At 62.5% G+C, this 26,157-nt stretch carries 18 protein-coding genes; 15 read left to right on the plus strand and 3 right to left on the minus strand.

The genetic code is table 11. From position 1 onward, the window contains the following. Nucleotides 1–98 precede the first annotated feature (98 nt). Entirely contained in the window at nt 99–830 is a 732-nt protein-coding gene (locus tag ONB52_04015) for an alpha/beta hydrolase-fold protein (protein ID MDZ7415310.1), read from the minus strand. A gap of 269 nt (nt 831–1,099) precedes the next feature. On the opposite strand from ONB52_04015, the gene ONB52_04020 reads away from it, so the two are divergent. Continuing rightward, complete coding sequence (locus ONB52_04020; GenBank protein ID MDZ7415311.1) at nt 1,100–3,229, plus strand: N-acetylmuramoyl-L-alanine amidase; 2,130 nt, start codon at nt 1,100–1,102, stop codon at nt 3,227–3,229. 15 nt (nt 3,230–3,244) lie between these two features. Here the strand turns inward: ONB52_04020 and ONB52_04025 are convergent, their stop codons facing one another. Beyond that, a complete protein-coding gene (locus ONB52_04025) occupies nt 3,245–4,942 on the minus strand; it encodes a glycosyltransferase family 39 protein (protein ID MDZ7415312.1) in 1,698 nt (565 codons plus the stop codon). 164 nt (nt 4,943–5,106) lie between these two features. Between ONB52_04025 and ONB52_04030 the strand changes: the two genes are divergently transcribed. Continuing rightward, entirely contained in the window at nt 5,107–5,898 is a 792-nt protein-coding gene (locus ONB52_04030; GenBank protein ID MDZ7415313.1) for a PhzF family phenazine biosynthesis protein, read from the plus strand. An 81-nt stretch (nt 5,899–5,979) separates the two neighbouring features. Here the strand turns inward: ONB52_04030 and ONB52_04035 are convergent, their stop codons facing one another. Further along, a complete protein-coding gene (locus tag ONB52_04035) occupies nt 5,980–6,927 on the minus strand; it encodes a PDZ domain-containing protein (GenBank protein ID MDZ7415314.1) in 948 nt (315 codons plus the stop codon). Nucleotides 6,928–7,197: 270 nt separating this feature from the next. Here ONB52_04035 and ONB52_04040 point away from each other — a divergent pair, with 270 nt between their 5' ends. The 13 genes from ONB52_04040 to ONB52_04100 all read left to right on the plus strand — a co-directional run bounded on the left by ONB52_04040 (nt 7,198) and on the right by ONB52_04100 (nt 25,802). Then, nucleotides 7,198–7,749, plus strand: coding sequence for a sigma-70 family RNA polymerase sigma factor (locus tag ONB52_04040; protein MDZ7415315.1), 552 nt, complete (start codon nt 7,198–7,200; stop codon nt 7,747–7,749). Nucleotides 7,750–7,811: 62 nt separating this feature from the next. Continuing rightward, nucleotides 7,812–8,402, plus strand: coding sequence for an anti-sigma factor (locus ONB52_04045; GenBank protein MDZ7415316.1), 591 nt, complete (start codon nt 7,812–7,814; stop codon nt 8,400–8,402). A 26-nt stretch (nt 8,403–8,428) separates the two neighbouring features. Next, entirely contained in the window at nt 8,429–9,316 is an 888-nt protein-coding gene (locus ONB52_04050; GenBank protein MDZ7415317.1) for a hypothetical protein, read from the plus strand. Between the two features lie 198 nt (nt 9,317–9,514). Further along, the gene (locus tag ONB52_04055; GenBank protein MDZ7415318.1) at nt 9,515–12,139 is read left to right on the plus strand and encodes a tetratricopeptide repeat protein; all 2,625 of its coding nucleotides are present in this window, start codon (nt 9,515–9,517) and stop codon (nt 12,137–12,139) included. A gap of 51 nt (nt 12,140–12,190) precedes the next feature. Continuing rightward, nucleotides 12,191–12,928, plus strand: a complete 738-nt coding sequence (locus ONB52_04060) for a DUF4159 domain-containing protein (protein ID MDZ7415319.1) — start codon at nt 12,191–12,193, stop codon at nt 12,926–12,928. Nucleotides 12,929–12,934: 6 nt separating this feature from the next. After that, nucleotides 12,935–13,690, plus strand: a complete 756-nt coding sequence (locus ONB52_04065; protein MDZ7415320.1) for a DUF4159 domain-containing protein — start codon at nt 12,935–12,937, stop codon at nt 13,688–13,690. A gap of 20 nt (nt 13,691–13,710) precedes the next feature. Continuing rightward, the gene (locus ONB52_04070) at nt 13,711–14,736 is read left to right on the plus strand and encodes an AAA family ATPase (protein ID MDZ7415321.1); all 1,026 of its coding nucleotides are present in this window, start codon (nt 13,711–13,713) and stop codon (nt 14,734–14,736) included. A gap of 42 nt (nt 14,737–14,778) precedes the next feature. Then, on the plus strand, nt 14,779–15,426 hold the full coding sequence (locus ONB52_04075) for a hypothetical protein (protein ID MDZ7415322.1): 648 nt from the start codon (nt 14,779–14,781) through the stop codon (nt 15,424–15,426). 220 nt (nt 15,427–15,646) lie between these two features. Next, nucleotides 15,647–16,564 (plus strand): DUF58 domain-containing protein, encoded by a 918-nt coding sequence (locus ONB52_04080; protein MDZ7415323.1) that lies wholly within the window; start codon nt 15,647–15,649, stop codon nt 16,562–16,564. A gap of 244 nt (nt 16,565–16,808) precedes the next feature. Continuing rightward, nucleotides 16,809–18,839 carry a BatA domain-containing protein gene (locus ONB52_04085; protein ID MDZ7415324.1) on the plus strand — a complete coding sequence of 677 codons (2,031 nt, stop codon included), beginning with the start codon at nt 16,809–16,811 and terminating at the stop codon, nt 18,837–18,839. Nucleotides 18,840–19,050: 211 nt separating this feature from the next. Next, entirely contained in the window at nt 19,051–22,389 is a 3,339-nt protein-coding gene (locus ONB52_04090) for a hypothetical protein (protein ID MDZ7415325.1), read from the plus strand. 63 nt (nt 22,390–22,452) lie between these two features. Next, nucleotides 22,453–24,744, plus strand: coding sequence for a glutamine amidotransferase (locus ONB52_04095; protein MDZ7415326.1), 2,292 nt, complete (start codon nt 22,453–22,455; stop codon nt 24,742–24,744). Beyond that, nucleotides 24,741–25,802: a hypothetical protein gene (locus tag ONB52_04100; protein MDZ7415327.1), complete on the plus strand. Its 1,062-nt coding sequence runs from the start codon at nt 24,741–24,743 to the stop codon at nt 25,800–25,802. The genes ONB52_04095 and ONB52_04100 overlap by 4 nt, the downstream gene beginning before the upstream one ends. Nucleotides 25,803–26,157 lie beyond the last annotated feature (355 nt).

The following is a 26,157-nucleotide window of genomic DNA, read 5'->3' on the forward strand; positions in this document are numbered from 1 at the left end:
TTCACCCCGGCAGCGCGCAGGAACCGTGTGACGTACCGGGCGCCGGGGAGGAGCTGCCACCGCCGGAATTGTTTCTCCTTGCCCGAGGCGGGAATCCCTCAAAACCGCGTGCCGAGATAATGCGGCAGCATGCGCCGCCATGTCGGCCAGTCGTGACCCATGTCATGGCCCCACACGTCGAGGTAGTGCGGGATGCCCTTGGCCGCCAGCACCGCGGCGAGATCGCGCGAACGGTCGGGCGCTTCGTAGGGGCCCTGGCCGGTGAGAATATAAAGGTGGTGCTTGGCACGCAACAGGGAGAGGTAGCGGTCGTCATTGAGGCCGGGCAGGTAATCCATCGGGCTGTTGAAGTAGCAATTGTCGTCGTAATAGCCCTTGGTGTAGTATTTGAGGTCGTAGATGCCGCTCATCGCGATCATGCCGTCGATCAAATCCGGCCGTTTGAACAGCAGGTTGGCGGCATGCAGCGCGCCCACGCTCGCCCCGCAGGTGATGGTCATCACCCGGCCGTGGCAATGGTTGTGGATGAAGGGGATGACTTCGTTGAACACATAGTCGTTGAATTGCTGGTGGCGGATGGCCTTGTACGGCGGGGCCACGTGATCGTTGAACCAGCTTTCATTGTTCACGGTGTTGATGGAAAAAACCTTCACCCTGCCGGCATCGAGGAAACCCGCAATCGCGTCGATCAGGTGAAACCGTTCGTATTCCAGAAAATCGGCCGCCGCAGTTGGAATCATCAGCAGGGCGAAGCCGTAATGCCCGTAGACCGCCAGGTCCATGTGCTTGTTCAAAGCGGGGCTCCACCACCCATGAATCTCTCGGTTCATGCCGTCTTCCTCCAGAGGGCCGCGTGTCGGGATGCTGCGGCAAGTCAGAGTGAGCACAGTCAGGATGATTTGGCGGGTGGGAATATAGTGTTTTTCCGCCTGAAGTCAAGCACACTCTCCCGCCACTCCTGGCCCCGGCTGTTGGCCGCCCTGCCGGCGAGAATCCGCTTGACAAGAGCGCCGGCGATTTTGTACCATGCGCTGCCATAGCCGGCGCGACAACTCATGTGAACCACACCTGTTTCTCCATCAGAGCCTGCTCCCCTGTCATGATCGATCGCAACATACTACGCGCCTCCCTGCTGCTGTCCTGCTTTTTTCTGCACTGCGGCGGCGCGAAATTGGTGCTGCGCGAGTGGACTGAACTGCCCGCGGAACACTATACCATTCCCCCTCATGCACAATACCTGGCTGCATACAAAATTGCCCTTGATCCCGGGCACGGCGGTTTGAGCCATTTGCCCGGCTACAAGCGCGGACCGAGCGGCAAACAGGAGGCGGTGATGAACCTCAACGTGGCGCTGGAACTCCGGCACTTTCTCGAACGCGCCGGTGCCACGGTGGTGCTGACCCGCCCCGATGATCGCTACGTTTCGCTGGCCGAACGCGCGGCAATTGCCGAACGCGCAGGTTGCGACTTTCTCATCTCTCTCCATCACAACGCCGCCGACGATCCCCGGGTCAACTACGTTTCGGTCTACTACCATCTCTATCCCGACTATTCGCCCGCCAGCATGGACCTGGCGCGCAATATTTACTTCGGCCTGGTGGAGGCACTGCGCCTGCCGCAAGTGGCCAACGACGGCCTGCTGAGCGACAAAATGATTTATCCCGACGGCTTCGGCCTGCTGCGCCGGATCCGTCTGCCGGCGGTCCTGCTGGAATCGTCCTTCTTTTCCAATCCTGCGGAAGAAAAGCGGTTGATGGATCGCCGCTACAACCGCCGCGAAGCCTATGGCATTTTTCTCGGTTTGGCGCGCTGGGCTGCCGGGGGGGTGCCGAGTGCAAGGCGTTTGCAGCCTGCGAAGATTGCACGCGATCCACAGCCGGAAGTCGTTTACCAGTTGGCCGACGGCATCACCGAGCGTGGCGGCCGGGGCGCGGGGCAGTTGCTGTTGTTTTCCAACAGCGTTTCCCTGCGCGTCGACGGCCGGCCGGTGCCCGCGCATGTCGATCTCACCAAAGGCCGGCTTTGGTTCCGGCCCGATTCGGCCTGGCGCAACGGCGTGCACGTGGTGCAGATCGAGCTGCAAAACCTGTTCAAGAATCACAACCTGCCGGTGCGGGATACGCTCATCATCGCGGCGCCGGCAGCGGCAATCGCATTCGCGGCGCCGATGCTGCAACTCCCCGCGGATGGCGTGGCCGTCCTGCCGATTACGCTCACGCTGCGCGATGGCCGGGGCGAGGCCGTGTGGGATGGCACGCCGGTATCGGTGCGTGCCGAGCGCGGCCAGCTTCTCGACTCACTGCGCTTGCACGAGGGCAGCGGAACCATCTACTATCAAGCCGCGAATGAACCCGGGCCGGTGCAGTTGATTGCGGCAGCGGACGGCCACCAAGACACACTCCGTCTGGAGTTGGTGCCCGCCGGTCAGCTCGTTTTTTTCAGCGGCCTGGTGCGCGATGATTCCACCGCTGCAGCGCTGGCGGGCGTGGCGATTTCCCTGAATGATGCGGTGTGGGCCACTACGGATGCCAATGGCGGCTTCTTTTTGACCGGGGTGCCGGCTGGCTCCTATCGCTTCGCCGCAACGAAAGCCGGCTATTCCCCGGCGGTGGAGATGATGGCGGTGGACTCCCTGCGCAGCGTGTTTGTGCGTCCCTCGTTGCGGCCGGTTTTGCGCGGCGTGCTGCATCAGCAGACCATCATTGTCGATGCGGCTTTGGGCGGGAAGGCAAGGGGCGATCGTTTCACCGGTGGGGTGACGGCCGCGGCCGCCAATTTTGCCGCCATGGCGGCCCTGGCAGACAGCTTGCGCTGGACCGGCGCGAATGCGATCCTGGTGCGCACCAACGACACCACCGACCTTGCGCTGGATGCCCGCATCGCCCTCGTCAATCAGGTGCCGCAGGGCTGGTATTTGAAATGGGAGTATCGCCGGTGGGATTCCGATTCGCTGCTGGTGCAGACCACGATCTATCCCGGCAATCAACAAGGCGAGCAATTGGCACTGGCGATCAATCAAGCATTTGCGGCGCTGCCCAACACGCGGGTGGTGCTGCGCCGCAACACGGACGTGCCGGAAGTCTTGTTGACCAATAAAACCGCAGTGGCGGTGCAGGTGCGCTGCCGGGCGCCGCAGGTGCATGACCGCGAGGTGCCGGCGCTGTTTCGTGGCATCGTGAATTTCCATGCGGCGCGGCGCCGGCAGGCCGCCCTGCCGGAGGAGCTGTGAGCAGCGCCGCGACAATTACTCACGGCGGCGATAGATCTCGAAATCTCCGAACACTTGTTCGAGATGGAAATGGGGCTGAATCACCCGGCGGGCGGGCTCGCGTTGATCATAGGGTCCCACCACCACGTAGGTGATGGCGCCGGAGGCATTGATGGCTGCGAAGTCGGCTTGCATCTGCGCGTATTCGCTGCGAAACATCGGATACCACCAGTGTACCTTTGCGAGGCCCGGCATGCCGTTGAGGTAGTAGCCGATGTCCTTGCGCACCACCAGCTCATCTTTGGGCTGCACCCGCCGGGCGAGGTACGCAATCGTTTGTGCCAGGCCGCGCTCGCCATAGTTGTTCCAAGAAGGCGAGGTGGTGTAATCGGACATTTGTCTGGCGGTGACGTGGGCATTCTGCGGCAGCACCACCAGGCCGGCGGCCAGCGCCAGGCTGCGGCCCCAGGTGAAAGTCGGTTGCAATTTCTTGAGCGCCAGCATTATCACCGGCAGGGGCAGGATCAACAGCAGACTCGTGCGGCTGCGGAAGCGCAGGGTGTTGGTGGCAACGGCCAGCAGGGGATCAGGCAGATGGCAGAGCCAGTAGCAGCCGAGCAGCGCCCCGCCCGCCAGTAGAAACAAACCGACCGTTTTGGCTGTGAGTGGCGGCGACACCCGATGCAGGCCTGCTGCGGCGGCCAGAACCATTATGGAAACCGCCGGGTAATCGTATTTTTGCAGGGGATTGGTGGTGGCGCTGGGAATATACAGCATCGTGTAGCAGAACATCAGCCCGACGTACACCAGCAGGAAATCCGCAGGTTCCAGGCGCCGCGAGACACGCAGGGTTTTGATTCTGCCCGCAACAAAACAGCAGAACAACACCACCAGCGGCGGTGAGAGCCAGTACAGCATTGACTTGATCTTCATTCCGGCGGTGGGGAGGTGCGAGAACGGGGTGGCGGCTGCGCCCTTGTTCAGAATCGTGAATTCCACAAAACTCAGCGGCGGGACGTTGGTGCCGGCGCAGAACAGGCTCCACGTGAGGATGAACCCGCCCACGCCGATGGCTGTGAGCGCCGCAGTTTCCCGCAGCGCCTGCCGCAGCCCGGCATGAAACCAGAGAAAAAGAAAAATGGCGGCCAACAGGATCGGCGGCGTCATTTCCTTGGCCCAAAAACTGGCGACGAGGCCCAGGCCGGTGGCAAACAAATACCGCCGCCGGCCGGTTTGCAACCTGCGGATGAAGAGATAAATCGTGGCGGTCAGGCAGGTCGTCAGAATCGAGTTGTCGATATCGACCAGCAGGGCATATTGCATGAGATAGGGATTGATGACGATCAGCATCACGGCGATCAGCCAGATGCGACAGGCCGCCGCCCGATTGAACACCTGGCGCGCAATCAATCCCAACAGGCCGATGGTGAGCAACAGGCAGAAGACGCCGATCAGGCGGGCGTGAGCGGTCTGCTCACCAAAAAGTTCGAAGCTGAGGGCCAGCAGCAGGGTGTACAGCGGGGGGTGGGAAATTTCCAGCAGGGTCGTCTTGCTGTGGGGTGCGGTGCGTTTTCCCAGCACCTTGATCCCCTCGACCGTGATGGCGCGGGCATTCCAGGCGAACGGCATGGCCTCATCGAGGGCGAGCGGTTTGTTGGCGGACTTGATCACGGTGAGGGCGGCCAAAAACAAGGCAATGGCGAGTGGCAGCGCACCGCATGCTTTCCCCGGCATATGAGCCTCCCCAAGGGGCAATCCCTGATTTGTCAAGGTGTGAGAAACTCCCCCTCGCTTTCTGCTTGGCAATGTACGCTGCAGGCGGGATGATTGCAGAAATGCCGGTCTCGCCACAGGCACAAAAGAATCTCCGGACCCCTCGTCAAAAGGAAGGAGGCAGCATGCGAGTGACACTCTTGCAGGTTGATGCCTTTACCGACAAACCGTTTCACGGCAACTCCGCCGCGGTGTGCCTGCTGCCGGTGGCGCGTGAAGAACGCTGGATGCAACAGGTGGCGGCGGAAATGAATCTTTCCGAAACCGCCTTTGTGGTGCGGCGGGAGGAAGGTTTCAATTTGCGCTGGTTCACGCCGACGGTCGAAGTGGAATTATGCGGCCATGCCACGCTGGCGAGTGCACATGCGTTGTGGGAGACCGGCCAGCTTTCCCCGCATGAGCCGGCGCGTTTTCACACCCGCAGTGGCTGGCTCACCGCGGTGCGCCAGGGCGAGTGGATTCAACTGGATTTCCCCGCCACGGTCGCGACTCCGGCAGAGGCCCCTGCCGGCTTGTTGGAGGCACTCGGCCTGATCCCGCGGTTCATCGGCCGCAGCAAGTTCGACTATCTGATCGAGGTGGAAAAGGAAGAGCAGGTGCGCCAGCTTCAGCCGGACTTCCACCGGTTGCGCCAGATTCCCGTGCGCGGCGTGATGGTGACCAGCCGGGCGCAGGGCAGTGATTGTGATTTCGTCTCGCGCTTCTTTGCGCCCGGCTCGGGAATCGATGAAGATCCGGTGACCGGTTCGGCGCATTGTTGTTTGGGGCCGTTTTGGAGCGAACGTCTTAACAAGCGGGATTTGATTGCCCGGCAGGTTTCCGCGCGGGGCGGGCGGTTGCTGGTGGGGGTGCGGGGCGAGCGTGTGCTGCTCAGCGGCCAGGCGATTACTGTGCTGCGCGGCGAACTCCTGGCGTAAAAAAAAGTGCCGGAGCTTGTGCAAGCTTCCGGCACTTTGGACCGCGTCAGGAGTGACTCACCGCAGCAACGGTTCTGACGCTCAGATGGAATTCCAATCCGTATGAATGCGTATTTTGCGAATCAATTTCCGCTCTGGAGAATCGGAGCGCAGGAGAACCTCGGGAACTTCGAGATCGAGTTCCTCCCACTCCACCTTCTCCGGCGCTGAGAAGTGGTGTTGGAATGGATTCGGCATGTACCTGAAATGTCCGGCTCCCACCTTTTCCAATTCCACCTCAACGGCGGCGGTTTGGCCCTGGCGCACGTATGCAATCCTGACTTTGTCGCCCTCGTCATAGTCGCGCAGCGCCGCGATCAAATCATCGGGATCGCGCACGACTTCTTCGCCCACCTTGAGGATCACATCGCCGGCTTTCAAACCGGCTTTGGCCGCGGGGCTGTTTTTGGTAACCGCCAGGATCAGCGCGCCGGCCTTGGGCTCGACTTTGAAATAAGGCGCCAGATCATTGTTCAACTCGTGCACTTGCACTCCCAGGCGCGGCCGCCCGGGAAAAACCGGAACGGCGGGATGACTGCCGCTCCACGAAAAGCTGCGCCACGGTCCGCTGCTGTGCTCGCGGCGATACTTGCCCACCGTCACTGCGTATTCCTTGCGGTTGCCCTCCCGCAGCACAACGACTTTGACCTTCTTCTCCGGTTCGGTCTGGCGGACAGCCCGCGTCAAGTCCTCCACCTTTTCGACCTTCCGGCCGGCGAACTCGATGATGACATCCTCCTCACGAATGCCGGCCTCGTCCGCCGGGCTCCCCTTGACGACACCGGTCACCAGCAGCCCGGTCTGGTTGCCGACTTTCAGCGCCTCTCGCAAGGAGGGGGTCAACTCCTGCACATTGACACCGAGCCAGCCCCTGTCGGATTCGTCACGGGCAGGTCCCGCCGCCACCTCCGAAAGCGACAGACTGCCAAGCAAGGTCAAAGCCGCGGCGGTGACCAGCGCCACTTTGGCGGTATAAAATTTTTGGATCATACACCGCTCCTGAAAATAGCGCCCCGCGACGGCCTGCGGCAGCTGTGCCGCGCGTGGGCATTGACAAACAAGTTACTTTCTTGGCGGTCGCTGGCATAGACGCGGCAGCCGCCAAAAAAGTTTTAGCATTCGCGGGATATTTTCTTATATTTCGCTTAAACAGAAAACCCGCGTGCGCGTCTTAATCATTGTATGAACATGAACCTGGCCCTCAAATTGGCGGGCACAGCCGCCGTCCGCGCAGGCTCATCGGCCCACGACGAAACTGAATTGGTCCTGCTCGCACAGCAGGGCGATCAGGCTGCCTTTCAGCAATTGTACCGTCGCTGGGCGCGCAACCTCTATGCGCTGGCGTACCACATGCTCGGCAATCACCAGGATGCCGACGAAGTGCTGCAGGAAACTTTCCTCCGCGTCTTCCGGCACATAGCGCGGCTGCGCAGCCCGGAAGCCTTCCCGGCGTGGATTTATCAGATCACGGTGAACCTGTGCATGGATTTTCGCAAGCTGCGCACACGGGTGCGCTGGCAGCCGCTCGAGCATGATGCCGACGGCCCCTCGCCGTTTGAACTGGCCACCACCAAGTGGGTGCGCAACCCGCACCAGGTGCTCGAAAACAAAGAGCTGCTTGCCGAGATTACCGCGGCGATCGCCGAGCTGCCCGAGCAGCAGAAGGCGGTCATCCTCATGCACGAGGTCGAGGGCCTCTCGAAGAAAATGATCGCCGAAGTGCTGCAATGCTCGCTGGTCACCGTGCGCACCAACTTGCACCATGCCCGCAAGAAGCTGCGCAAGCGGCTTGCCCTCTATCTGAAAGCATGAGTTGAAACGGGAGGCACGAAGGGATTTGCCCGGGTATCGTGGCGCCTCTGGAGACTGGAACAATGCCTTGCTGCGAAATCAAAGAACATCTGTTGGACTATCTGGACAACGAACTGCCCGCCACGCTGCATGACGAGGTTGAGCAGCATTTGCGCACCTGTTTGGACTGCCGCACCGAGCTGGAAAGCTACCGCACCACCACCCTGTTGCTGCAACTGCGGGCCGTCCCCGAACCATCGGCGGGATACTGGGACCAAACCTGGGAGAAAATCCGCCGCCGGACCCAGGCCCGCGTGTTCCCGCTGCACGCCGCACCCCACCTGCCGGTGCCGCGGTGGCAGCGGTTGCTGCAAACCGCCTGGCGGCCGCTGCTGCTCACCGCCGCCGGCTTCCTGCTTGCCGCCCTCGGTGTGACGACCTGGCAACAACACCAGCGCGAGCACCAGCCCCCGCAATGGTGGAGCGAGCAGCACCGGCCGCTGGCCCGCGAGTTGACGCTTCATCCCGTGAGCCATGCCATTCATGATGAAGACATGCCCGCAGAGTTGCGCCGCCAAATCGAGTTGATGAACCTCTCGCGCGGCACCATGGGCGCGATGGATCCGATTTCCAAAAGCACGATGATGCTTACCCTGGAGGGCACACCGCGATGACACGCCGGCCGGTCCCTGGGCGTCTCATGCTGACGGTGCTTGTGATCCTCACGTCGGGCTGCGACAGAAGCTCCCTTTCTTCCGGCCCGATTTTTTTTGAGTTCAAGCAGCAGCCGGGGGACAAGTATGTCTATAAAATCCATGACCAGGTCGAATGGCGGGTCTATCGCGATGACACGCTGTATTACACCATGCAGCACTGGCAGGAGCAAACCTCGGTGATGCAATTCATCCGCATCGATTCCACGGCGGTCCGCCACCTCGACATCTCCTTCCGCATCGAACGCGACTCCGTTCATTGTGCCGCGGAACTGGCCTGGCTCAAAAAGCGTAAATCACCTGTCGGCCGCCTGCTGGAATATCGCCTGCGCATGCGGCCCAACGGGGAGATCCTCTCGGTGGAAAACCCCAGTGACCGCCGCACGTTCTTTTACAACAAAAGCTACCGCCCCAGCCAGCCGGTGTTTCCGATGACGGCCATTGCGCCGGGTTATTCCTGGGAATTCCGCTTCACCATCGACGTGCCGCCCGACACTTCGGCGATCGTGACCTCGCGCTACAAGTTTCGCACGGTCGAGCGCGTCGGCGCATTCGATTGTGCGGTGATCGACTTCCGCGGCGAACTCGATTACCTCAAAACCTTCGACGCCTCCAATGACTCGACCATCAAAGATGAAAGCATCACCCAGGAGTATTGGACCCGCACGGTGAGCGAGGGCCGGCTCTATTTCGCCTATCGCGAAGGTTTCGTGGTCAAGAAGGTCAATCTCATCACCTCCACCGCCAAAACCCGGGAGTGCAAAGCCGGGGTCGTGCAAAAGCATTCGCGCACGGAAATCCGTGATCACGAAACCATCACGCTGCGGGAAATCCACCACAGCGGCGGTGAGAAGATGACGTATTGGATCCAGTGAATACCGTGAAGTGCTGCCCGGTCCCGCCAGCCGCAGCACCACGGGGCAGCTCCCCGCAACGCGCCCTTGTCCCGGGGCAAAATTGCAGCCGGCACCTGCAGCGACGATCAGTTCAGCCGTGCCGTCGTCGTGCAGGTGCGGTTGTCATTCTCGTGGCTTTAGGATGAGGTGGTCACCCAACGAGATTGCAAGACATACATGCGCGTATTCCTGCTCCTTTCAATTTTGCTGCTCGTTTGCCCGCCCGAAGGTTTCGCCCAAGACGAGCTTGCCGCCGGCTGGTCGGCCTTTCAGCGCGGAGACTATGCCGCCGCCGTCGATTTTTTTGCCGCTGCCTCGTCGCAGCCGGAGGCGGTTGTTGGCTTGAGTCTTGCCTGCCAGGAGCTGGGCCGCTATGAAGAAAGCCGCGCGGTGGTGACGGCGGCGCTGGCGAAAAAACGCGCGGCCGTATTGCATCTGCGCCTGGGCGAATTGGAATGGTTCTGCGGCGAGCAACCCGCGGCCCTGCGCCAGTTTGCCGCGGCGCTCGAACTCGCCCCGCAGGACCCCGTTTGTCAAGTGCAGCATGCCGCGCTGCAGTGGCATTTTGGCGAGCGGGTGGCCGCGCGCCGCGTGTTTGAAGCCCTGCTGCAGCGCTATCGCACTGCGACCCGCCTGCCGGCGCCTGAAATCGCACTGGTGGCGCGCGCCTGCATTTTTCTCGAACGCTTTCATGAGGCCAACCGCCTGTTTGAGCAGGCCGTCAAACTGGCCCCGCAAGACTGGCGGCTCTACCTGCCCTGGGGCGAGCTTTTTCTCGAAAAATACAATCAGGGCGAAGCCGCCGCGATTTTTCGCGAAGCGCTGCAGCAAAACCCGCAGTGTGTGCCGGCGCAATTGGGGCTGGCGCGCTGCCAGGCTGCCGATGATCTCCAGGCCGCCCTCGAAATGACAAAGGCCATTCTCGTCAAGCACCCCAACGATCCGGCGGCCCATGTCCTGGCCGCCGAGTTGCTGCTCATGGCCAATCACGAGCAGGAGGCCGCCGGGCATGTCGCCACCGTGCTGAAGGCCTTTCCGAACCACCGCCAGGCGCTCGGCTTGCAGGCCGTGCTGGCTGACCGCCGCATGGATCAAACCGCGGTCTCCCACCTCCTGGCGCAAGTCGCCGCCCTCAACCCCCGCGATCCGGTGGTGCTGATGAGCCTGGCGACGGACGCGGCACGGCGTTATTTGTTCAAGGAGTCGGTGGATTATTACCGCCGCGCGCTGGCGTTGGATGACCAGAATTGGGCGGCTGTTACCGGGCTGGGCATCAGCCTGTCGCGGCTGGGGCAGGAGCAGGAAGCGAAGCAATTGCTGGAAACGGCTTATCGTCATGATCCCTTTCATGTGCCCACCGTCAATTTGCTCAATCTCTTCGACGAATATGAGCAGTACGACACGCTGCGCACGCCGCATTTCCTGATTCGTTTGCATCGCGATGACCGACCCGTCATCGGCGCCCAGGCCGCGGCGCTGTGCGAAGCCGCCTATCAGGCCATGGCGCCGCGCTATCGCGTCCGGCCGCCGCTGCCCATCACCGTCGAAATTTTCCCCAAACATGATGATTTTGCCGTGCGCTGTTTCGGCCTGCCGGGCGCGGAATATTTTCTCGGCATTTGTTTTGGCCCGCTGGTCGCCATGAATTCACCCCGTGCCCGCGCGCGCGGCGAGTTCAACTGGCAGGAAACGCTGTGGCATGAGATCGCGCACGTCATGCACCTCGAACGCAGCGGCAACCGCATTCCACGTTCGTTTGCCGAGGGCCTGGCGGTTTATGAGGCGGCGCAGGCCCGCAGTGAATGGGGCATGAACATGGAGCTGGCCATGATCCGCGCTTTGCGCGCCGGCCAGGTGTTGCCCCTGCACGAGCTGGACGAAAGCTTTACCGGCCAGGCGGAGCGAGTTGCGCTGGCCTACTATCAAGCCGCGCAGATGGTGGAATTCATCACGCAACACCACGGTTTTGACAAAGTGCTGGCGCTGCTGCCGGAGTTCAAACAGGGCCGCAAGACGGAAGCGGCGATGCAAGCCGTGCTGCGGCAATCCAGCGCCGAATTCGATCGCGCCTTTCAGCAGTTTTTGCGGGAAAAATTTCAGCCGGAGCGCGTGCAGACCGAATTGCTCCCCGCCCCGCCCGGGGACAGGATGCTGGCCAGCCCGGTCGCGCTTCCGCCGCAGGCATCGCTGATGCCAGATGACGACCGCTTGCGACGCCTCGCGGAAAATCAGCCGAATAATTTTTTCGCAACGCTGCTCTATGGCAAGTACCTCGCCGCGCACAAGCAACCGGCGCTGGCGGAAAAGTATCTGCGCCAGGCCAAGGCGCTTCTGCCGGCCTATGTCGGCGCCGATAATCCCTACCAATTGCTGGCCGACTTGTATTGGCAGCAGGGCCGGCAGCAGGAAGCGGTGGCAGAGCTGGAGGTTTTGACCAGCCGCAACGGCGAGGCGCTCGACGCGGCGCTGCTGCTGGCAGACTGGCAGCTCGCGCGGCGTGATTCCGTCGCTGCCGCCGCGGCGCTGGCACGCGCCCTGGCGATTTATCCCTACGACTTGCAACGACAGCGCCAGTTCGGTCAACTCGCGCTGGCCTTGCGCCAGCCGGCACGGGCGGCGATGGCTTTCGAAGCGGTGCTCGGTTTGCAGCCCCCCGACCGCGCCGGTGCCCATTGCGAGCTGGCCGCCGCCTATCTGCAACTCGGCAAACGGGACCTGGCCCGCAAACATGCCCGGCTCTCGCTGGAAATCGCGCCGGACTATGAGCGCGCCCAGGAGATTTTGCTGCGCGCGGTGGAATGAAACCGGCCGGCGTTGATTTGTCCGTGATGAACAAGCGGTGGTGAATCTTCTATGCAGCATTTTTGCCTCGCCGTTTTCCTGCTCGGCCTCGCGCCGCTGTCCGGCTGGACGCAAATCCCGCATGCCGCGGCCGGCGGCAATGGCACGTCACTACCCGATGCCATGGCCTTCACGTTCACACGGGTGGAGTGGGAGTCGGGCCGCCGCGGTTTCGGCCTGGGCTTTGGCAGCCGCGGCCCGCTGTGGGCCCACGACTATCCCACCGCCGAGCAAAATCTTTACCTCGCACTGCAGACGCTCACCACCCTGCCGCTGACCTTCGAAAACCGCGTCGTGCGCCTGCAAGACCAGGCGATTTTCGATTTGCCCCTGCTGTACCTGTGTGAGCCGGGCTATTGGACCCCCGCGGAGGGGGAAGTCCAACAATTGCGCGAATACCTGCGCCGCGGCGGCTTTCTGCTCGTCGATGATTTTCGCAACGAGCATGAGTGGTACAACTTCGTGCACCAGATGGAGCGCGTCGTGCCCGAGCCGCCGCAGGAGCTGGCGCTCGAACATCCGGTGTTTCATTGCTTTTTCGAATTCCAGCAGGTGGGTCGGCATGCCCCCTACTTCGGTCTGCAACCGCGCTTCTATGCGATTTTTGACGAGCAGGGCCGCATGATGGCCCTGATCAACTACAACAATGACATCGGCGACGGCTGGGAATGGCCGCAGTATGACCCCGAGTTTTCCACCGAAGCCTTCAAACTCGGCATCAACTATCTGATTTATGCCATGACGCATTGATTGTGTATGAAGAAACTCTCCCTCAGCCTGTTGCTCCTCGGCCTGCTGCCGGACGGGCCCGCTGCGGCACAAACGCTGCAGCCTGACGCCTTCACCTTCGTCCGCCTGAAATACAGCTCGGGCAAATTCTCCTACGGTTTTCGCCTGCGTTTTCAAATGTGGGACAGTTGGGAAGTGGATTATCCCACCGCCGAGGAGAACTTCCTTAGCGTCTTTGAAGAAGTGACGCGGCTGCCGGTGAATGATCAGGCCATCGCGATTTCGCTCACCGACCCGCAGCTCTTCGATTGCTCGTTTGCCTACATTCTGGAGGTCGGCTTCATGCAGCTCACCCCCGCCGAAGCCGATTCGCTGCGGGAATGGTGCCTGCGCGGCGGCTTCCTCATGATCGACGATTTCCACGGCTCGGCGCAGTGGGAAAATTTTCTCAGCGAGTTTCGCCGCGTCTTCCCGGACCGGCAGCCGGTGCGCCTGCAGCCCGATCATCCCGTGTTTCACTGCTATTTCGACTTCACCCAGGCACCGCCCCCCGTGCCCGGGCTGGCCCCCATCATGCGCGGCACCACCTACGAGTATGACGGCGTCGAGCCGCAATGCTGGGGCTTTTTCGACGACAACAATCGTCTGATGGTGCTGGTGAATTTCAATGTCGACATCGGCGACAGTTGGGAACATTCGGCCGACCCCAAATATCCCAGACAGTATTCGCTGGTGGGGCACCGCCTGGGCATCAACTACGTCATCTATGCCATGACCCATTGAACGAAAGACAAAGACACGACATGGACCCGCACGTCTCCACGGCCAATCTCGAGGAACGCCAGCTTGCGGCGCGCTTGCAACAGGCGCGGGACGCCATTCTCGGCGAAATCCGCAAACTCATCATCGGACAGGACGACACCATCGAGCTGGTGCTGATCGCCCTGTTCACCGGCGGCCATTGCCTGATCACCGGTGTGCCCGGTCTGGCCAAGACCCTGCTCATCCGCACCCTGGCGAAAATTCTCGATCTCGATTTCAAGCGCATTCAATTCACCCCCGATTTGATGCCGGCCGACATCACCGGCATCGACGTCATCGAGGAAGACCGCACCTCCGGCAAGCGCGTGCTGAAGTTCATCAAAGGCCCGCTTTTCGCCAACATCATCCTCGCGGACGAGATCAACCGCACCCCGCCCAAGACCCAGGCCGCACTGCTGGAGGCGATGCAGGAACATCACATCACCGCCGGCGGCGTCACCTATCGACTGGAAGAGCCGTTTTTCGTGCTGGCCACGCAAAACCCCATCGAGCTGGAAGGCACCTACCCGCTGCCCGAGGCCCAGCTTGACCGCTTCATGTTCAATCTGGTGATGGATTATCTGCCGGAAGAGCAGGAGGTGGAAGTGGCCACCGCCACCACCGGCAACCGCAATCCCGTGCTGCAGCAGGTGGTGAGGGGGGAGGACGTGCTGGCATTTCAAGCGCTGGTGCGCAAGGTTTTCATCTCCCAGGAAGTGGCCCGCTATGCGGTGCAGCTCGTGCGCGCCACCCGGCCGACCACACCCACGGCGCCGGACTTTGTGAAAAACTGGGTCACCTGGGGCGCGGGCCTGCGCGCCTCGCAGTATCTCGTTTTGGGTGGCAAGGCGCGCGCCCTGCTGCATGGTCGTGTCAATGTCTCCGTCAAGGATATTCAAGCCCTGGCGCTGCCGGTGCTGCGTCACCGTGTGCTCACCAATTTCTTCGCGGAGTCGGAGAAGGTCAAAGCCGAGGACATCATCCGGCGGCTGTTGGAAATCGTGCCGCCGCCCAAGTCGGGATTGTGACGGCGGACCGGGTTGCGCCCCGGCACGTGATGGCCGAGACTCATGTTGCACTCGAATGCGTTGTTGCTCAGCAGCATGGCAGGAATTGGGTTGATCGTATCCGCCTGCCAACCGGCTTCCAACCACACGGCGCAGATTGCCCGGGCGGTGCGTGAAGAATTGCGGCTGCATCCCGCCGCCACGCTGCCGGATCTCTACAAATTTTTCTTTCAGGGCGCCTACGGCCCCGGCCACCTGATTCCCGATCCGGCTGCCGCCCGGCGTTTTTTGGAAATGGAACTGCATGCCAGCGCTGCGTTCGACAGCGTGTTGTGGCAGCCGGTGGGTGTGCACGGCGAATACCTGCGCATCAATCTCAAACTGGTCAAGGATGGGATTTTGCCCGCGGAAGAGCTGCTGGCCGCGTTCGTGCAAAGCGCCAATGCCACCGCACCGCCGGCGCTGGCAGAGTGGCAGAAAGAGTGGGAGAAAATTCTGGCGGTGATCGCCACGGTGGCGCCGGCGCTGCCGGCTTTCGCGGAAGAAAAAGCCGCCTTGCAGCAGAAACTGGCGCGCGGGGAAATCATCGGCCATCACAGCAAAGCGTATGAGCAGCACCATCATCCCCACTATCGCCTGGTGAGCCGGCGGCATTTTGAACGATTGTACCGGCAGTTCCTGGCGCCGGCCAGGGCCGCCGGCCGGATTTAATCCGCCGCAACGATGCCGGCCAGCGCGCGGCCATGATTCACTGCGGGAACAACTTTGCTGCGTTTACCCCGCCAGTACCGTAGTGCAGGCTTGCAGCCGGCAGGCCGACAGGAGGTTTGCGCGATATTCACCGCCAAAAAAAAGCCGCGGCGCCGGCATCTGGCGAGCTTGGTTGGCAGAGAGGAGGGGTGTGCTGTCGTGTTGCAGGAGAGAAAGGTTGATGACCCCGCGTCCGAACCTGCGCTTCATCGATCCTGAAATTCTGTCGCGCCTGAAAGGCATGGAGCTGCGCGCGCGCACGGTGGTGGAGGGTTTTCTCAGCGGCCTGCATCGCAGCCCCTACACCGGCTTCAGCATCGAATTCGCCGAATACCGGCAATACACGCCCGGAGATGATCCGCGTCACATCGATTGGAAAGTCTTCGCCCGCAGCGACCGCTTTTACGTCAAGCGCTATGAAGACGAGACCAATCTGCACTGCCTCATCCTGCTGGATCTCTCCGGCAGCATGGCGGGCACCGCCGGCCCGCGCCAGCCGGCGCGGCTGTCCAAGTTCGATTATGCGCGTTATCTCACCGCCGCGCTGGCGTACTTCATCTTTCAGCAGCGCGATGCGCTCGGCCTGCTGGCCTTTGACGACGAGGTCCGCCTGCAGATTCCCGCGAAATTCCGGCCGGGCCACCTGCTCAATTTGTTGTGCGAGCTGGAAACCCTGCAGCCCGGCAGCGGCCGCGGCAGCAACCTGCGCGTCTTGCATCAGGTGGCCGAGGGCATGAAACGCAAGGGCATGGTGATTGTGGTGAGTGATTTCTTTTGCGACCTGCCACCGCTGGCCAGCGCCTTCGAACATTTGCGCTTTCGCGGCCATGACGTCATCGCCCTGCAGGTCATGGACGATTTTGAATTGCATTTCGACTTCAACCGCCTGACGCGTTTCGTCGGCTGGGAAAACGAACCGGCGCTGCTCGGCATGCCGCAGACGCTGCGCGACCAGTATCTGCGCAATCTGCAGGCACATCAAAGCGAGCTGAAGCGCATTTGCGGCCTGAATCGCATTGATTACACCCTGCTGCACACCTCGCAGCCGCTGGATTTCGCGCTGCATGCCTATCTGGCGGCGCGCAGCGGAAAAAAGTGAACGGCCGATGCATGCCGCGCTGTTGCGGACCAAAAGTCCGGGAGCAGCGGGCTTCCGCCAACCCCGCCGTGTCGCGGGGAGGAAGTGCCTCCCCGGCGGCAGGGAGCAAGCCGGCGCGGGCGAAACGCCCCGGCCCGCTGTGGCCAAACGCGGCGCGGCGGGATGACAGGGCAAAGGCCGTTGCCGCTGCGATGCCATCCCGGGGCACAAGTTTGCGACCTGGTTCGACGGACTGCAGGAGATCATGCTCAGCTTTCTCACCCTTCCTTATCTCTGGCTTGGCCTGGCCGCCGCCGCGATTCCGGTGATCATACACTTGATTCATCGCAATCGCGCCGAGACGGTTCATTTTGCCGCCATGCGTTTTCTCGAACGCACGCCCGCGCATTTGTTGCGGCGCCAAAAACTGAAGCAGATGCTTCTGCTCGCCCTGCGCATACTCGCATTGGCGCTGCTCGGGCTGGCCTTTGCCCGGCCTCTGCTCACCGGCGCGCAGGGGCAAAGCATGCTCGTCTCTGAAGCGCGCAGTCTGGCGTTGGTGATTGACATTTCCGCGAGCATGGCAGCCGGCCATCATCTGGCGGAAGCCGTGGCCGCCGCCGGCGACGTGCTGCGCCAGGCCCGGCCCCGGGATCAGGTCAGCCTCATTGCTGCCGGTGCGGCGGTTGAGGTGCTGGCGGAGAATGTCACGCCCGCCGAGGCGCTCGCAGCGCTGGCGCGCGTGCAGCAGCGGCAATCCGCGGGCAACCTGCGTGAAGCGGTGCAATTCGCCGACAACTTGCTGCAACAGGCACCCGGCCGGCAGCGACAGCTTCATTTGTTTTCGGATTTGCAGGCCAGCAATCTGCCGCTCGGTAATTTGACCCTGCACAGCGCGGCACATCTGATCCCGCATGCTTTCGAGGCACGCTGGTCAAACGTCGCGCTGCTGGCGGGTGAGCGTTTCGACAGCGATGGCCGGGTTGTCTACGCCTGCCGCGTGCGCAATTTCGCGGAGCAGGAGCAGGAGATCGAGGTGCGGCTGCTGCCGGCGGGGGCCGGCCGCCGGCCGCTGGCGGTGCAGCGCGTCATACTCGCGCCCGGTGCCGAGCAGACCATTCACTTTGCGGCTGCCGGCCTCGCGCTCGGGGAAACGCAGGAGGGGGCAAGAGTATTCGAGATCAGCGCGGCGCTGGACGAGTTTGCCGCGGATAATCGTTTTTATGTTGTGCCGCCCGCCGCGCCGCGCAACCGTGTGCTCCTGGTGGTGGGAGAAGGCGGGGCGGAGCGCTATTTGCGTTCCGCCCTGGAACTGCCCGGCTCGGATTGGAAGGTCACAACCAGTTCCCCCAATACTGTCGCAGCGATGCTGACCGGCGATTTTACCGCCATGGTGCTGGCCGGCGTGACGGGCATGAGCCCCGACGCCGCGCAAAAGCTGCGCGCCTATGTCGAACAAGGCGGCGGTTTGATTATCGCCCTGGGCAACCGGCCGCCGGGCGAGACTTTCAATCAGTTGCTCGCAGCGGTGCTGCCCGGTCGCGTTCTTGCCACGGTGGCTGATGCCCGGGCGTCCGTGGCCCTGACCGACATCGATTTTGCGCATCCGGTGTTCAGCATCTTTCGCGATCCCGCCAACGGTGATCCCAGCTCGATTCAGGTGAGCAGGCGCTATCACATTCAACCCAGGGCAGAAGCCGGCCGGCTGGCTGGTTTTGAAGACGGCCTGCCGGCGTTGCTCGAACTGGCGGTGGGCAGGGGCAGGGTGTTGCTGTGGGCCTCGACGTTCGATTTGAGCGGCGGCACCTTGCCGGTGCGCGGCATCTTCGTGCCGTTGCTGCACCAGTGGCTCTCCTACGTGCGCCGTGCCGCAGCGCAAAACGCGGTGACGCTGGTCGGCCAGCCGATTTTGATCGAGGGCGAATTTGACGCCGGCTCCACCATTACGGTGACTTTGCCCGACGGCAGCCGGCAGGAGCAAAGCTTTGCCACGCCTGCGGTGTTCACGGAAACCACCGCACCGGGGCATTATCTTTTTGAACAGCAGGGCAAGCGCATCTGGCGGGCCGTCAACCTCGATGGCCGCGAATCTGATCCGCTGGCGCTGCCGCCGGAAGACCTGCTGGCGCGCTGTAATCGACCGCAGGAGGAGACACAGCTCAGCGGCGTCTTCGGTGTGGCGGCACCTTCAGCACGCGAGCTCGAGCGGCAACAAAGGCTCTGGCGTCTGGCCTTGTGGGCGGTGCTTGCGCTTTTGCTGTGCGAAGGCTGGCTGGCAAGTCGCACGCCGCGCTGAGACGAGGGCGAGGGCAAGGGGCAAGTATCCACAGAGTTTCGGCGCGCTGCGGGCATTGCACCCCGGGTCAGCCGCAGTTGCAATTTTTGCGGGCAGACGGACAGTGCCGGTGCACGAGTAAAGCGCCGCCTGCCTCCCGAGAGGCAGGCGCGATGAGGCCGCAGACATTTGGCGATTACACTGAACCAGCTTGGGATTTGCCGGTCTGAAGATGAACGATCAATATCGCAAACTCGAAGACAGCCTGGCCGCCGGTCTGGCAGCCTGGCGGCGCAGCCGCTGGCAGCGCGGTGCCGGTTTGGGATTGCTGGGATTGCTGGCGTTGGCGGGGCTGGCCCTGCTGCTGCGGCCGTTCTATCACCAGGCCACCATTTGGTGGTGGCTGGTGATGGCGCCGGGCACACTGGCCTGGCTGATTTTGTTGTGGCAATATTTGATCCTGCCGTTGCGCCGGCGTCCCACCATCATGCAAGTGGCACGGCGTCTCGAGGAGATGAATCCGGATTGGGAAGATCGTTTGGCGACAGCGGTGGAGTTTGGCAGACACCCCGACAGCGCGGAGAATCCGCTGTGGGACCGGCTGGTGGAAGATGCGGCGGCGCAGGCGGCCCGGGTGAATTTCCCCGCACAATTGCAGCTTCGCTTCGCCGCCTGGTGGCGTGCGCTGGCGCTGGCAACCGCAGGGCTGGCGGCCTTGTTGGTCCTGCGCCTTGCCGATCTCTACCAATCGCAGGGCCTGCACTATTTTGACCGCAGCACCGGCGGCGGCAATGTGGAGGGGCTGCAGGTTGAACCGGGCGATGCACGGGTGCCGGCGGGTGAAACCGTGGAAGTGATCGTCACCACGCCGGAAGTCGAGGCGACCGGTGCCACGATCTATCTGGAACAGGGCCGTGAGCACTGGCAACCCTTTGCCATGAATGCCACCACCCGCCTGGGCACCTTCAACTATCATCTTTACGACGTGGTCGATACGCTGCGCTACTATGTGCGCGTAGGTGAGGAGATCTCCCCGATCTTCACCATTGTTGCGCTGGCGGCACCAGCGGTGAAGGGGTTGCGCGTCACCTACTTCTATCCGCGCGAAATTGCCCGGCCGCCCAAAACCGAGGAGAACGGCGGCGACATCTATGCCCCGGCTGGGACGGAAGTGCAGATTGAAGTCACCGCCACACAGGCGCTGGCAAAGGCGGAGTGGAAGTTGCGCGGCGGCCATTTCGCGGAAATGATGCGGCGCAGTGACACGCTGGCAACCGCCGGCTTCACCGTCACAGAAGAGGGTTCCTATCTGCTGCGCCTGACCAATCATGACGGCCTGAGCAACAAGCCGGTGGAATACTTCATTCACGTCCTGCCCGATGAGCCGCCGCTCATCACGCTCCTGCGGCCCGGGCGCGATCTGCGGCCGACCATGCTCGAAGAAGTGACGCTGGAAACACTGGTGCGCGAAGATTTCGGCCTGCAGCAACTGACCTTGATCTACACGCACAACAATCAGCCCGGCGTGCGCATGGATTTGCTGCCGCAGGCCACGCGTGTGCAGAAGCCGGAAGCCACCGCCGTCGAGTACACCGCTTCGACCGTGCTCTATTTGGAAGAGCTCGGTGTGCAGCCGGGCGATTTCATCTCCTACTACTACCAAGCCCGCGATGCCAGGCAAGTGGCCACCAGTGATCTCTACTTCTTCGAGATTCGGCCCTTCGAAGAGGAATTCTATCGTGCGCTGAGCCAGGCTGGCGGGAGTGCCCAGCCCGACGGCGGCCTGGCGATTTCGCAAAAGGAAATCATCACCGCCACCTGGAAACTGCTGCAACGGCGGGAGCTGATTTCAGCGGAGGAGTTCAACCGCGGCAGCACCGCGCTCGCCGAAACGCAGGCCGGGCTGCAGCACTCGCTGGAACGCATGACGGCCAATGCCGCAACGCGCGGCCAGTTTACCGGTGAAAACAGCACCGGCAAAATGACCGCCTATTTTTCCCGGGCTGCGGAAGCCATGCAGCAGGCGGTGCCTCTGCTGCATGCCGGCAGCCTGGCGGAAGCCCTTGTGCCGGAGCGGGAAGCCTACCGCCTTCTGTTGCAGGCAGAGGCGGAGCTGCGGCGCCGCGAGATCATGCAAGGCGCGGGCAGCGGCTCCAGCTTCACCCAACTGCAGAGCCGGGAGGAGCTGGCGCAGCTTTTCAAGGACGAACTCGACAAGATGCAGTCGCAGTACGAAACGCAGCAACAGCAGCGGCAGCAGGAAATGCGCAGCGGGCTGACCGAGGCACAACAGAAGGTGCGGGAACTGGCACAGCGACAGGAGCGGCTGGTCGAGCTCAACCGCCAGCTCAGCCGCGAATCACCGCCGCCCCAGGAGCGCCGGCGCCAGCTTGAACGACTGCGTCGTGAGCAGGAACAAATCAACCGCGAGCTGCAGAACCTGAGCCGGCAAATGCGCCAGTTCAACTCCCGCAGTGCAACCGGAGAACGCCAGGAGGCGCGGCTGTGCGAAAGCCTGGAACAGGCCACCCGGGAACTGCAGCGCTCGCTGGACAATCTGCGCCGTGACGATCCCGCGCATGCCGCGGCCGAGGGCGACCGCGCCGTGGAGAGCCTGCGCCAGTTGCAGGACCGGCTCGCGCAGCAGCACACCGGCTCGCTGCGCGAGCAGCTCAAAGCGTTGCGCGATGAATTTCAGCAGCTCGCCGAACAACAGGGCCGGTTGAGCGCGGCCGTCGAAGACCTGCAGACGCAATCATCCCCCGCACCGTCCTCATTGCAGGGCACGCAGGAGTCTTTGCGCGCGCAAAGTGAACAGGCGCTGGAGAGACTGCGTCACCTGCAGGAAAGCGCAACGGACCAGCCACAATCCGCGGGCCTGGCGCGCGAGCTCCGCAATGTGACGAATGAGCTGGAGCAGCGCCGTCTGTCCGAACGCATGGCGCAGGCGGCCCGGGCGCTGGCACAAAACGAACTCGAACGTGCGCTGGCGGAGCAAAACGAAGCGCGGCAGGCGTTGCAACGCGCCGAGAAAGCCCTGCAGCGCAGTCTGAGCCAGCTCGCCGGCAATCCCGAAGAACAACTCGATTTGGCATTGCAGGAAACGCAACGCGTGCGCCGCAACCTGGAGGAACGCCTGACGGAAAGCCGCGCCTCGGCGGAGGCCGCGCTGCCGCCGGGGCAGAACCCCGGCCGCTCAGCTTCCGGTGAGCGGCTGCCGCCCGAAGACATGGCGCAATGGCAGCAGCAACTGTGGAGCGACGTGCGACATCTGGAGGAGATCGGGCAGTTTTTGCGCGGGGATACGGCCCTGGTTGACGACTACGGTCGCCTGCTGCAGAATTACCGCGGGGTGTTGCGTTCGTTTCAGAGCAGCGATCCGCAACGCCTGGAGGAGGTCGAACGCCGGCTGCTGGAGCCGATGCGCCGCTTTGAAGCGGAACTGGCGGGCCGGCTGGCGACGCTGCAACTGCGCGAGCGCCTGCTCACCATTCGCGATGAGCGCGTGCCGCCGCAATACCGCCGGATGGTGGAAGAGTATTTTCGCAAGCTCGCCAAAGGCGGGCAGTGAGTGCCGTCACACGCAGCTTCACGAAGCTGGTCTACAAACCGCAACTCTGCCGTCAGACTGATCATGTTCGATTTCCTGTTCAAATACAGCCCCGTGGTTTATGAACAGGGCCGCTGGCTGCTGCGCGGGCAGCCTTCACTCTTGGCGCTGCTGTTGGGGGTTGCGCTCCTGCTGGTCCTGGTGTGGCTGGCCTACCGTCGCACCACTGCACCCTTGTTGCCGCGCTGGCGCGCCGGCCTGATGCTTTTGCGCCTCGCCGCGCTCGCGCTGCTGGCGTTTTGCCTGCTGGAGCCGGCACTCTCGGTGACCACGGTGGTTTCGCAAAAGAGCAGCGTTTTGCTGTTGCTCGACAATTCGCAAAGCATGGCGATCGCGGACGGCAGTGGCGGCCGGCGTCGTATCGATCAAATCGCCGCCTGGCTGGGCGAGGCCTCGCAGGCGAACAGCATGCGTGCGCGCCTGCAGCAAAATTTTCGCCTGGAGGTGCGGCAGTTCAGCAGCGCGGTGGCCCCGCTGCCGGACGCCGGGCAACTGCAGGCCGGCGGCGCCAGCACCAACCTGGCGCATGCGCTGGAATATGCCGGCCGCCAGGCACAACTGGGCACGCTCTCGGGCGTGGTGCTGGTCAGTGATGGTGCGGCTTCGGCGGGTGCGGATCCGCTGTCAGCCGCCCGGGCGCTGGTTGCCGCAAAAGTGCCGCTCTTCACTGTTGGCGTGGGCACCAAAATCAGCAAGGATGTGCAAATTGCCAAAGTTGACGCGGCGCGCTTGGTGCTGGAAAATGCCATGGTGGAAGTCAACACCCTGATCCAGGCGCGGGGATATGCCGGCCGGCAGGTGGAGGTGGAATTGCGCGAAGGCGATACAGTCATCAAGCGCCAGCCGCTGGTGCTGCAGGAACGCAGCACGCGTGCCACGCTGCAATTCGCACCCCCCCAGCCGGGTTTCGCACATTACCGCGTCAGCCTGCCGCAATTGCCCGGCGAGCTGGTGACGGCCAACAATCACAAGAGCTTTTTGCTCGACAGCCGAAACCGCCTCGGCCGCGTGCTCTATGTCGAAGAACTGCATCCCTGGGAATACAAATTCATCGCCCGCGCCGTGGCAGGTGACCCCGCGCTGCAATTGACCTCGCTGCTGAAAACCGGCACGGACAAATTTCTGCGGCTGGGACTGCGGCACGGCGGCGAGCTGGCCGGCGGTTTTCCCAAAAGCCGCAGCGAGCTGTTCGGCTATCAGGCGGTGGTGCTGGGCAGCATGCCGGCCTCCTTTTTTTCCACCGAACAACTGCAACTGCTGACCGCCTTTGTTGCCGAGCGCGGCGGGGGTTTTTTGATGCTCGGCGGCCGCCATGCCTTTGGCCAGGGGGAGTATCAGCGCACGCCGGTGGCAGATTTGTTGCCCGTGGAGCTGCCGCCGTTTTCTGCCGCCGATGGCCGCGCCATTGCCCCGCAACTGCATGAAGAATTCCGTTTCACGCCCACCGCGGAATATCTCACCAGGCCGCTGCTGCAGTTGGATGCCGATCCGGTGAAGAACGCCCAGATGTGGGAGAAGCTGCCATTGTTGCAGGGCTACAATCCTCTCGGCCCGGCCAAACCGGGCGCCACGGTGCTGGCGGTGCATCCGCTGCACCGTCCCGAATCGCCGCGCATCCTGCTCGCCACCCAGCGCTATGGCCGGGGCCGCACCGCCGTGCTCGCCACCAGCAGCACCTGGCGCTGGCAAATGCACCTGGATCATCGCGATCAAACCCACGAACGTTTCTGGCGCCAGCTTCTTCACTGGCTCAGCCTGCAGTCCCCTGATCCGGTGACTGTGGAGTTGGATCGCGAAAGTTTTTCCCCGGGGGAAGATTTGACCCTGCACATCGAAGTGCGCGACAGCGCGTATGTGCCGGTTGCAGAAGCCGGGGTGTCCGTGAAAATCACCGCGCCCGACGGCGAGGTGGTGACGCTGAACGCCAGCCCCGATCTCTCCGCCGGCGGCGCCCGATATGCCGCCCGCTATCAAACCACACGGGAGGGCCTGCACACGGTCGAGGTCTTCGCCTACCACCACGCCGGACAATTTCTCGGCAGGGCCGAGACCGCGTTTTTGGTCGAGCCGTCACAGGCCGAGCTGGCCAACGCGGATTTGCAAACCGCCCTGCTGCAGCGTCTGGCAGAAATCACCGGCGGACGCTATTTTCACATCGACCAGTCACAAGACCTGCCCGACGCCATCACGGTGGCGCGCAGTTCTTTTGCGAAACTGACGGAGCACGACATTTGGGATGCCCCCATCTTTTTCCTGCTGCTTGTCGCCCTGCTTGCCAGCGAGTGGTTCCTGCGCCGCAGCCGGGGTTTGTCGTGAATCTGACAACGCCACCCTCCCGCGGCCGCCACGGCAGCCTTGTTTGCGGGCGCGGGCTCGCGCTGCTGGCAATGGCGCTGCTGGCGCTGGCCAGTGCCACAACCGCCGTCGCGGAAACGCGCGTGGTCATCATTGCCGGCAAGGGCGGCAGCGAGAAACACACCGAGCGATTCAGCCGCCTGGCGCTGCAGTTGCATGACGCCTTGATCACACAACATGGCTTTGCCCCGCGGCAAATCATCCTCTTCGCGGAACCCGAGGTGCGCCTGCCCGCCACCACGCAACCCTGTCGCGCGCAGGAGATTGAAAAAGCCCTTGCCGATCTGTCCGCGACTCTGCAACGGGATGATTTGCTGGCCGTCGTGCTCTTCGGCCACGGCAGTGATGACGGCACCTTCGCGAAATTCAACCTCGCCGGCCCGGATTTGCGTGATCTTGATTTCGACCGCTTGCTCAGCCGCCTGCCGTGCCAGCGGCAGATTGTGGTGAATACCACCGCGAGCAGCGCCGGCTTTCTGGCCAAACTCAGCCGCAACGACCGCATTCTGATCACCGCCACCCGCAGCGCCGAGGAAAAATACCTCACCGTTTTCCCGGAATTTTTCGTCGCCGCCTTCGTCACCCCCGCGGAAGCCGATCTTGACAAAGATCAAAAGCTTTCTTTATTGGAAGCATTCGACTATGCCCGTGACCGGGTGGTGCGTTTCTATGAGGAAACCAACCGCCTGCGTCCCGAGCATGCGCTGCTGGATGACAATGGCGATGGCGTGGGCAGTGAAATGCCGGGTTTGCATGCCGGCGCCGCCATGTCGATGCCCGATGGACAACTGGCGACACAGACATTCCTGCTGCCGGAAACTCTCACCCCTGGACCGCGGCTGATCACCGAAGCTGCGGCCGGCGGCCCGCTGGCGCTTGCCAAACAAAAATTGCTCGCGGAGATTGCCGCGCTCAAAGCCCGCAAGGAAACACTGCCCGCGGCGGAGTATGAGCGCCAAATCGAAGCGCTGTTCATTCAGCTCGCGAAGCTGAATCGCGAAATTCGGGCGGGGAAGTGACGCCTGCACAACCCGATGAGACCGCTGGCAGCGGGGATGATCTGCGAATCACTCCCGGCGGGGGGAGTATTCTGCTGAAAATAATGCCCCCGGTTACGGGTGGGCACGCAGCGCAGCCCAAGGGTCTGCGCCACATTTCCTGAAAATGCCGCGAAGATCTTGGGGGAACACTGATTTTTCCGAATCGTCACCGCATGAACGATCTGTGTAAATCAATATCAATCTCCGTCCGATAAACTTGTTGGCGCCATGATCCGGAAAAAACACCAGGCGCGAAAATTTTGTCGTGCAGGTTTCCTGCCTGCCTGGTTTGCCGCGTGAAAGTTTGCATTACGGATTCCATTCAAGGACTCGA

This window comes from candidate division KSB1 bacterium (assembly GCA_034506255.1).
Classification (GTDB): Bacteria; Zhuqueibacterota; Zhuqueibacteria; order Zhuqueibacterales; family Zhuqueibacteraceae; genus Coneutiohabitans; species Coneutiohabitans thermophilus.

Excerpts from the sequence above, each read along its gene's own strand:
- ONB52_04090 (MDZ7415325.1), top strand. The coding sequence starts at position 19,051 with ATGAACGATCAATATCGCAAACTCGAAGACAGCCTGGCCGCCGGTCTG.
- ONB52_04070 (MDZ7415321.1), top strand. The coding sequence starts at position 13,711 with ATGGACCCGCACGTCTCCACGGCCAATCTCGAGGAACGCCAGCTTGCG.
- ONB52_04030 (MDZ7415313.1), top strand. The coding sequence starts at position 5,107 with ATGCGAGTGACACTCTTGCAGGTTGATGCCTTTACCGACAAACCGTTT.
- ONB52_04075 (MDZ7415322.1), top strand. The coding sequence starts at position 14,779 with ATGTTGCACTCGAATGCGTTGTTGCTCAGCAGCATGGCAGGAATTGGG.
- ONB52_04060 (MDZ7415319.1), top strand. The coding sequence starts at position 12,191 with ATGCAGCATTTTTGCCTCGCCGTTTTCCTGCTCGGCCTCGCGCCGCTG.
- ONB52_04055 (MDZ7415318.1), top strand. The coding sequence starts at position 9,515 with ATGCGCGTATTCCTGCTCCTTTCAATTTTGCTGCTCGTTTGCCCGCCC.
- ONB52_04025 (MDZ7415312.1), bottom strand. The coding sequence starts at position 4,942 with ATGCCGGGGAAAGCATGCGGTGCGCTGCCACTCGCCATTGCCTTGTTT.
- ONB52_04095 (MDZ7415326.1), top strand. The coding sequence starts at position 22,453 with ATGTTCGATTTCCTGTTCAAATACAGCCCCGTGGTTTATGAACAGGGC.
- ONB52_04080 (MDZ7415323.1), top strand. The coding sequence starts at position 15,647 with ATGACCCCGCGTCCGAACCTGCGCTTCATCGATCCTGAAATTCTGTCG.
- ONB52_04035 (MDZ7415314.1), bottom strand. The coding sequence starts at position 6,927 with ATGATCCAAAAATTTTATACCGCCAAAGTGGCGCTGGTCACCGCCGCG.
- ONB52_04015 (MDZ7415310.1), bottom strand. The coding sequence starts at position 830 with ATGAACCGAGAGATTCATGGGTGGTGGAGCCCCGCTTTGAACAAGCAC.
- ONB52_04045 (MDZ7415316.1), top strand. The coding sequence starts at position 7,812 with ATGCCTTGCTGCGAAATCAAAGAACATCTGTTGGACTATCTGGACAAC.
- ONB52_04085 (MDZ7415324.1), top strand. The coding sequence starts at position 16,809 with ATGCTCAGCTTTCTCACCCTTCCTTATCTCTGGCTTGGCCTGGCCGCC.
- ONB52_04020 (MDZ7415311.1), top strand. The coding sequence starts at position 1,100 with ATGATCGATCGCAACATACTACGCGCCTCCCTGCTGCTGTCCTGCTTT.
- ONB52_04065 (MDZ7415320.1), top strand. The coding sequence starts at position 12,935 with ATGAAGAAACTCTCCCTCAGCCTGTTGCTCCTCGGCCTGCTGCCGGAC.
- ONB52_04050 (MDZ7415317.1), top strand. The coding sequence starts at position 8,429 with ATGCTGACGGTGCTTGTGATCCTCACGTCGGGCTGCGACAGAAGCTCC.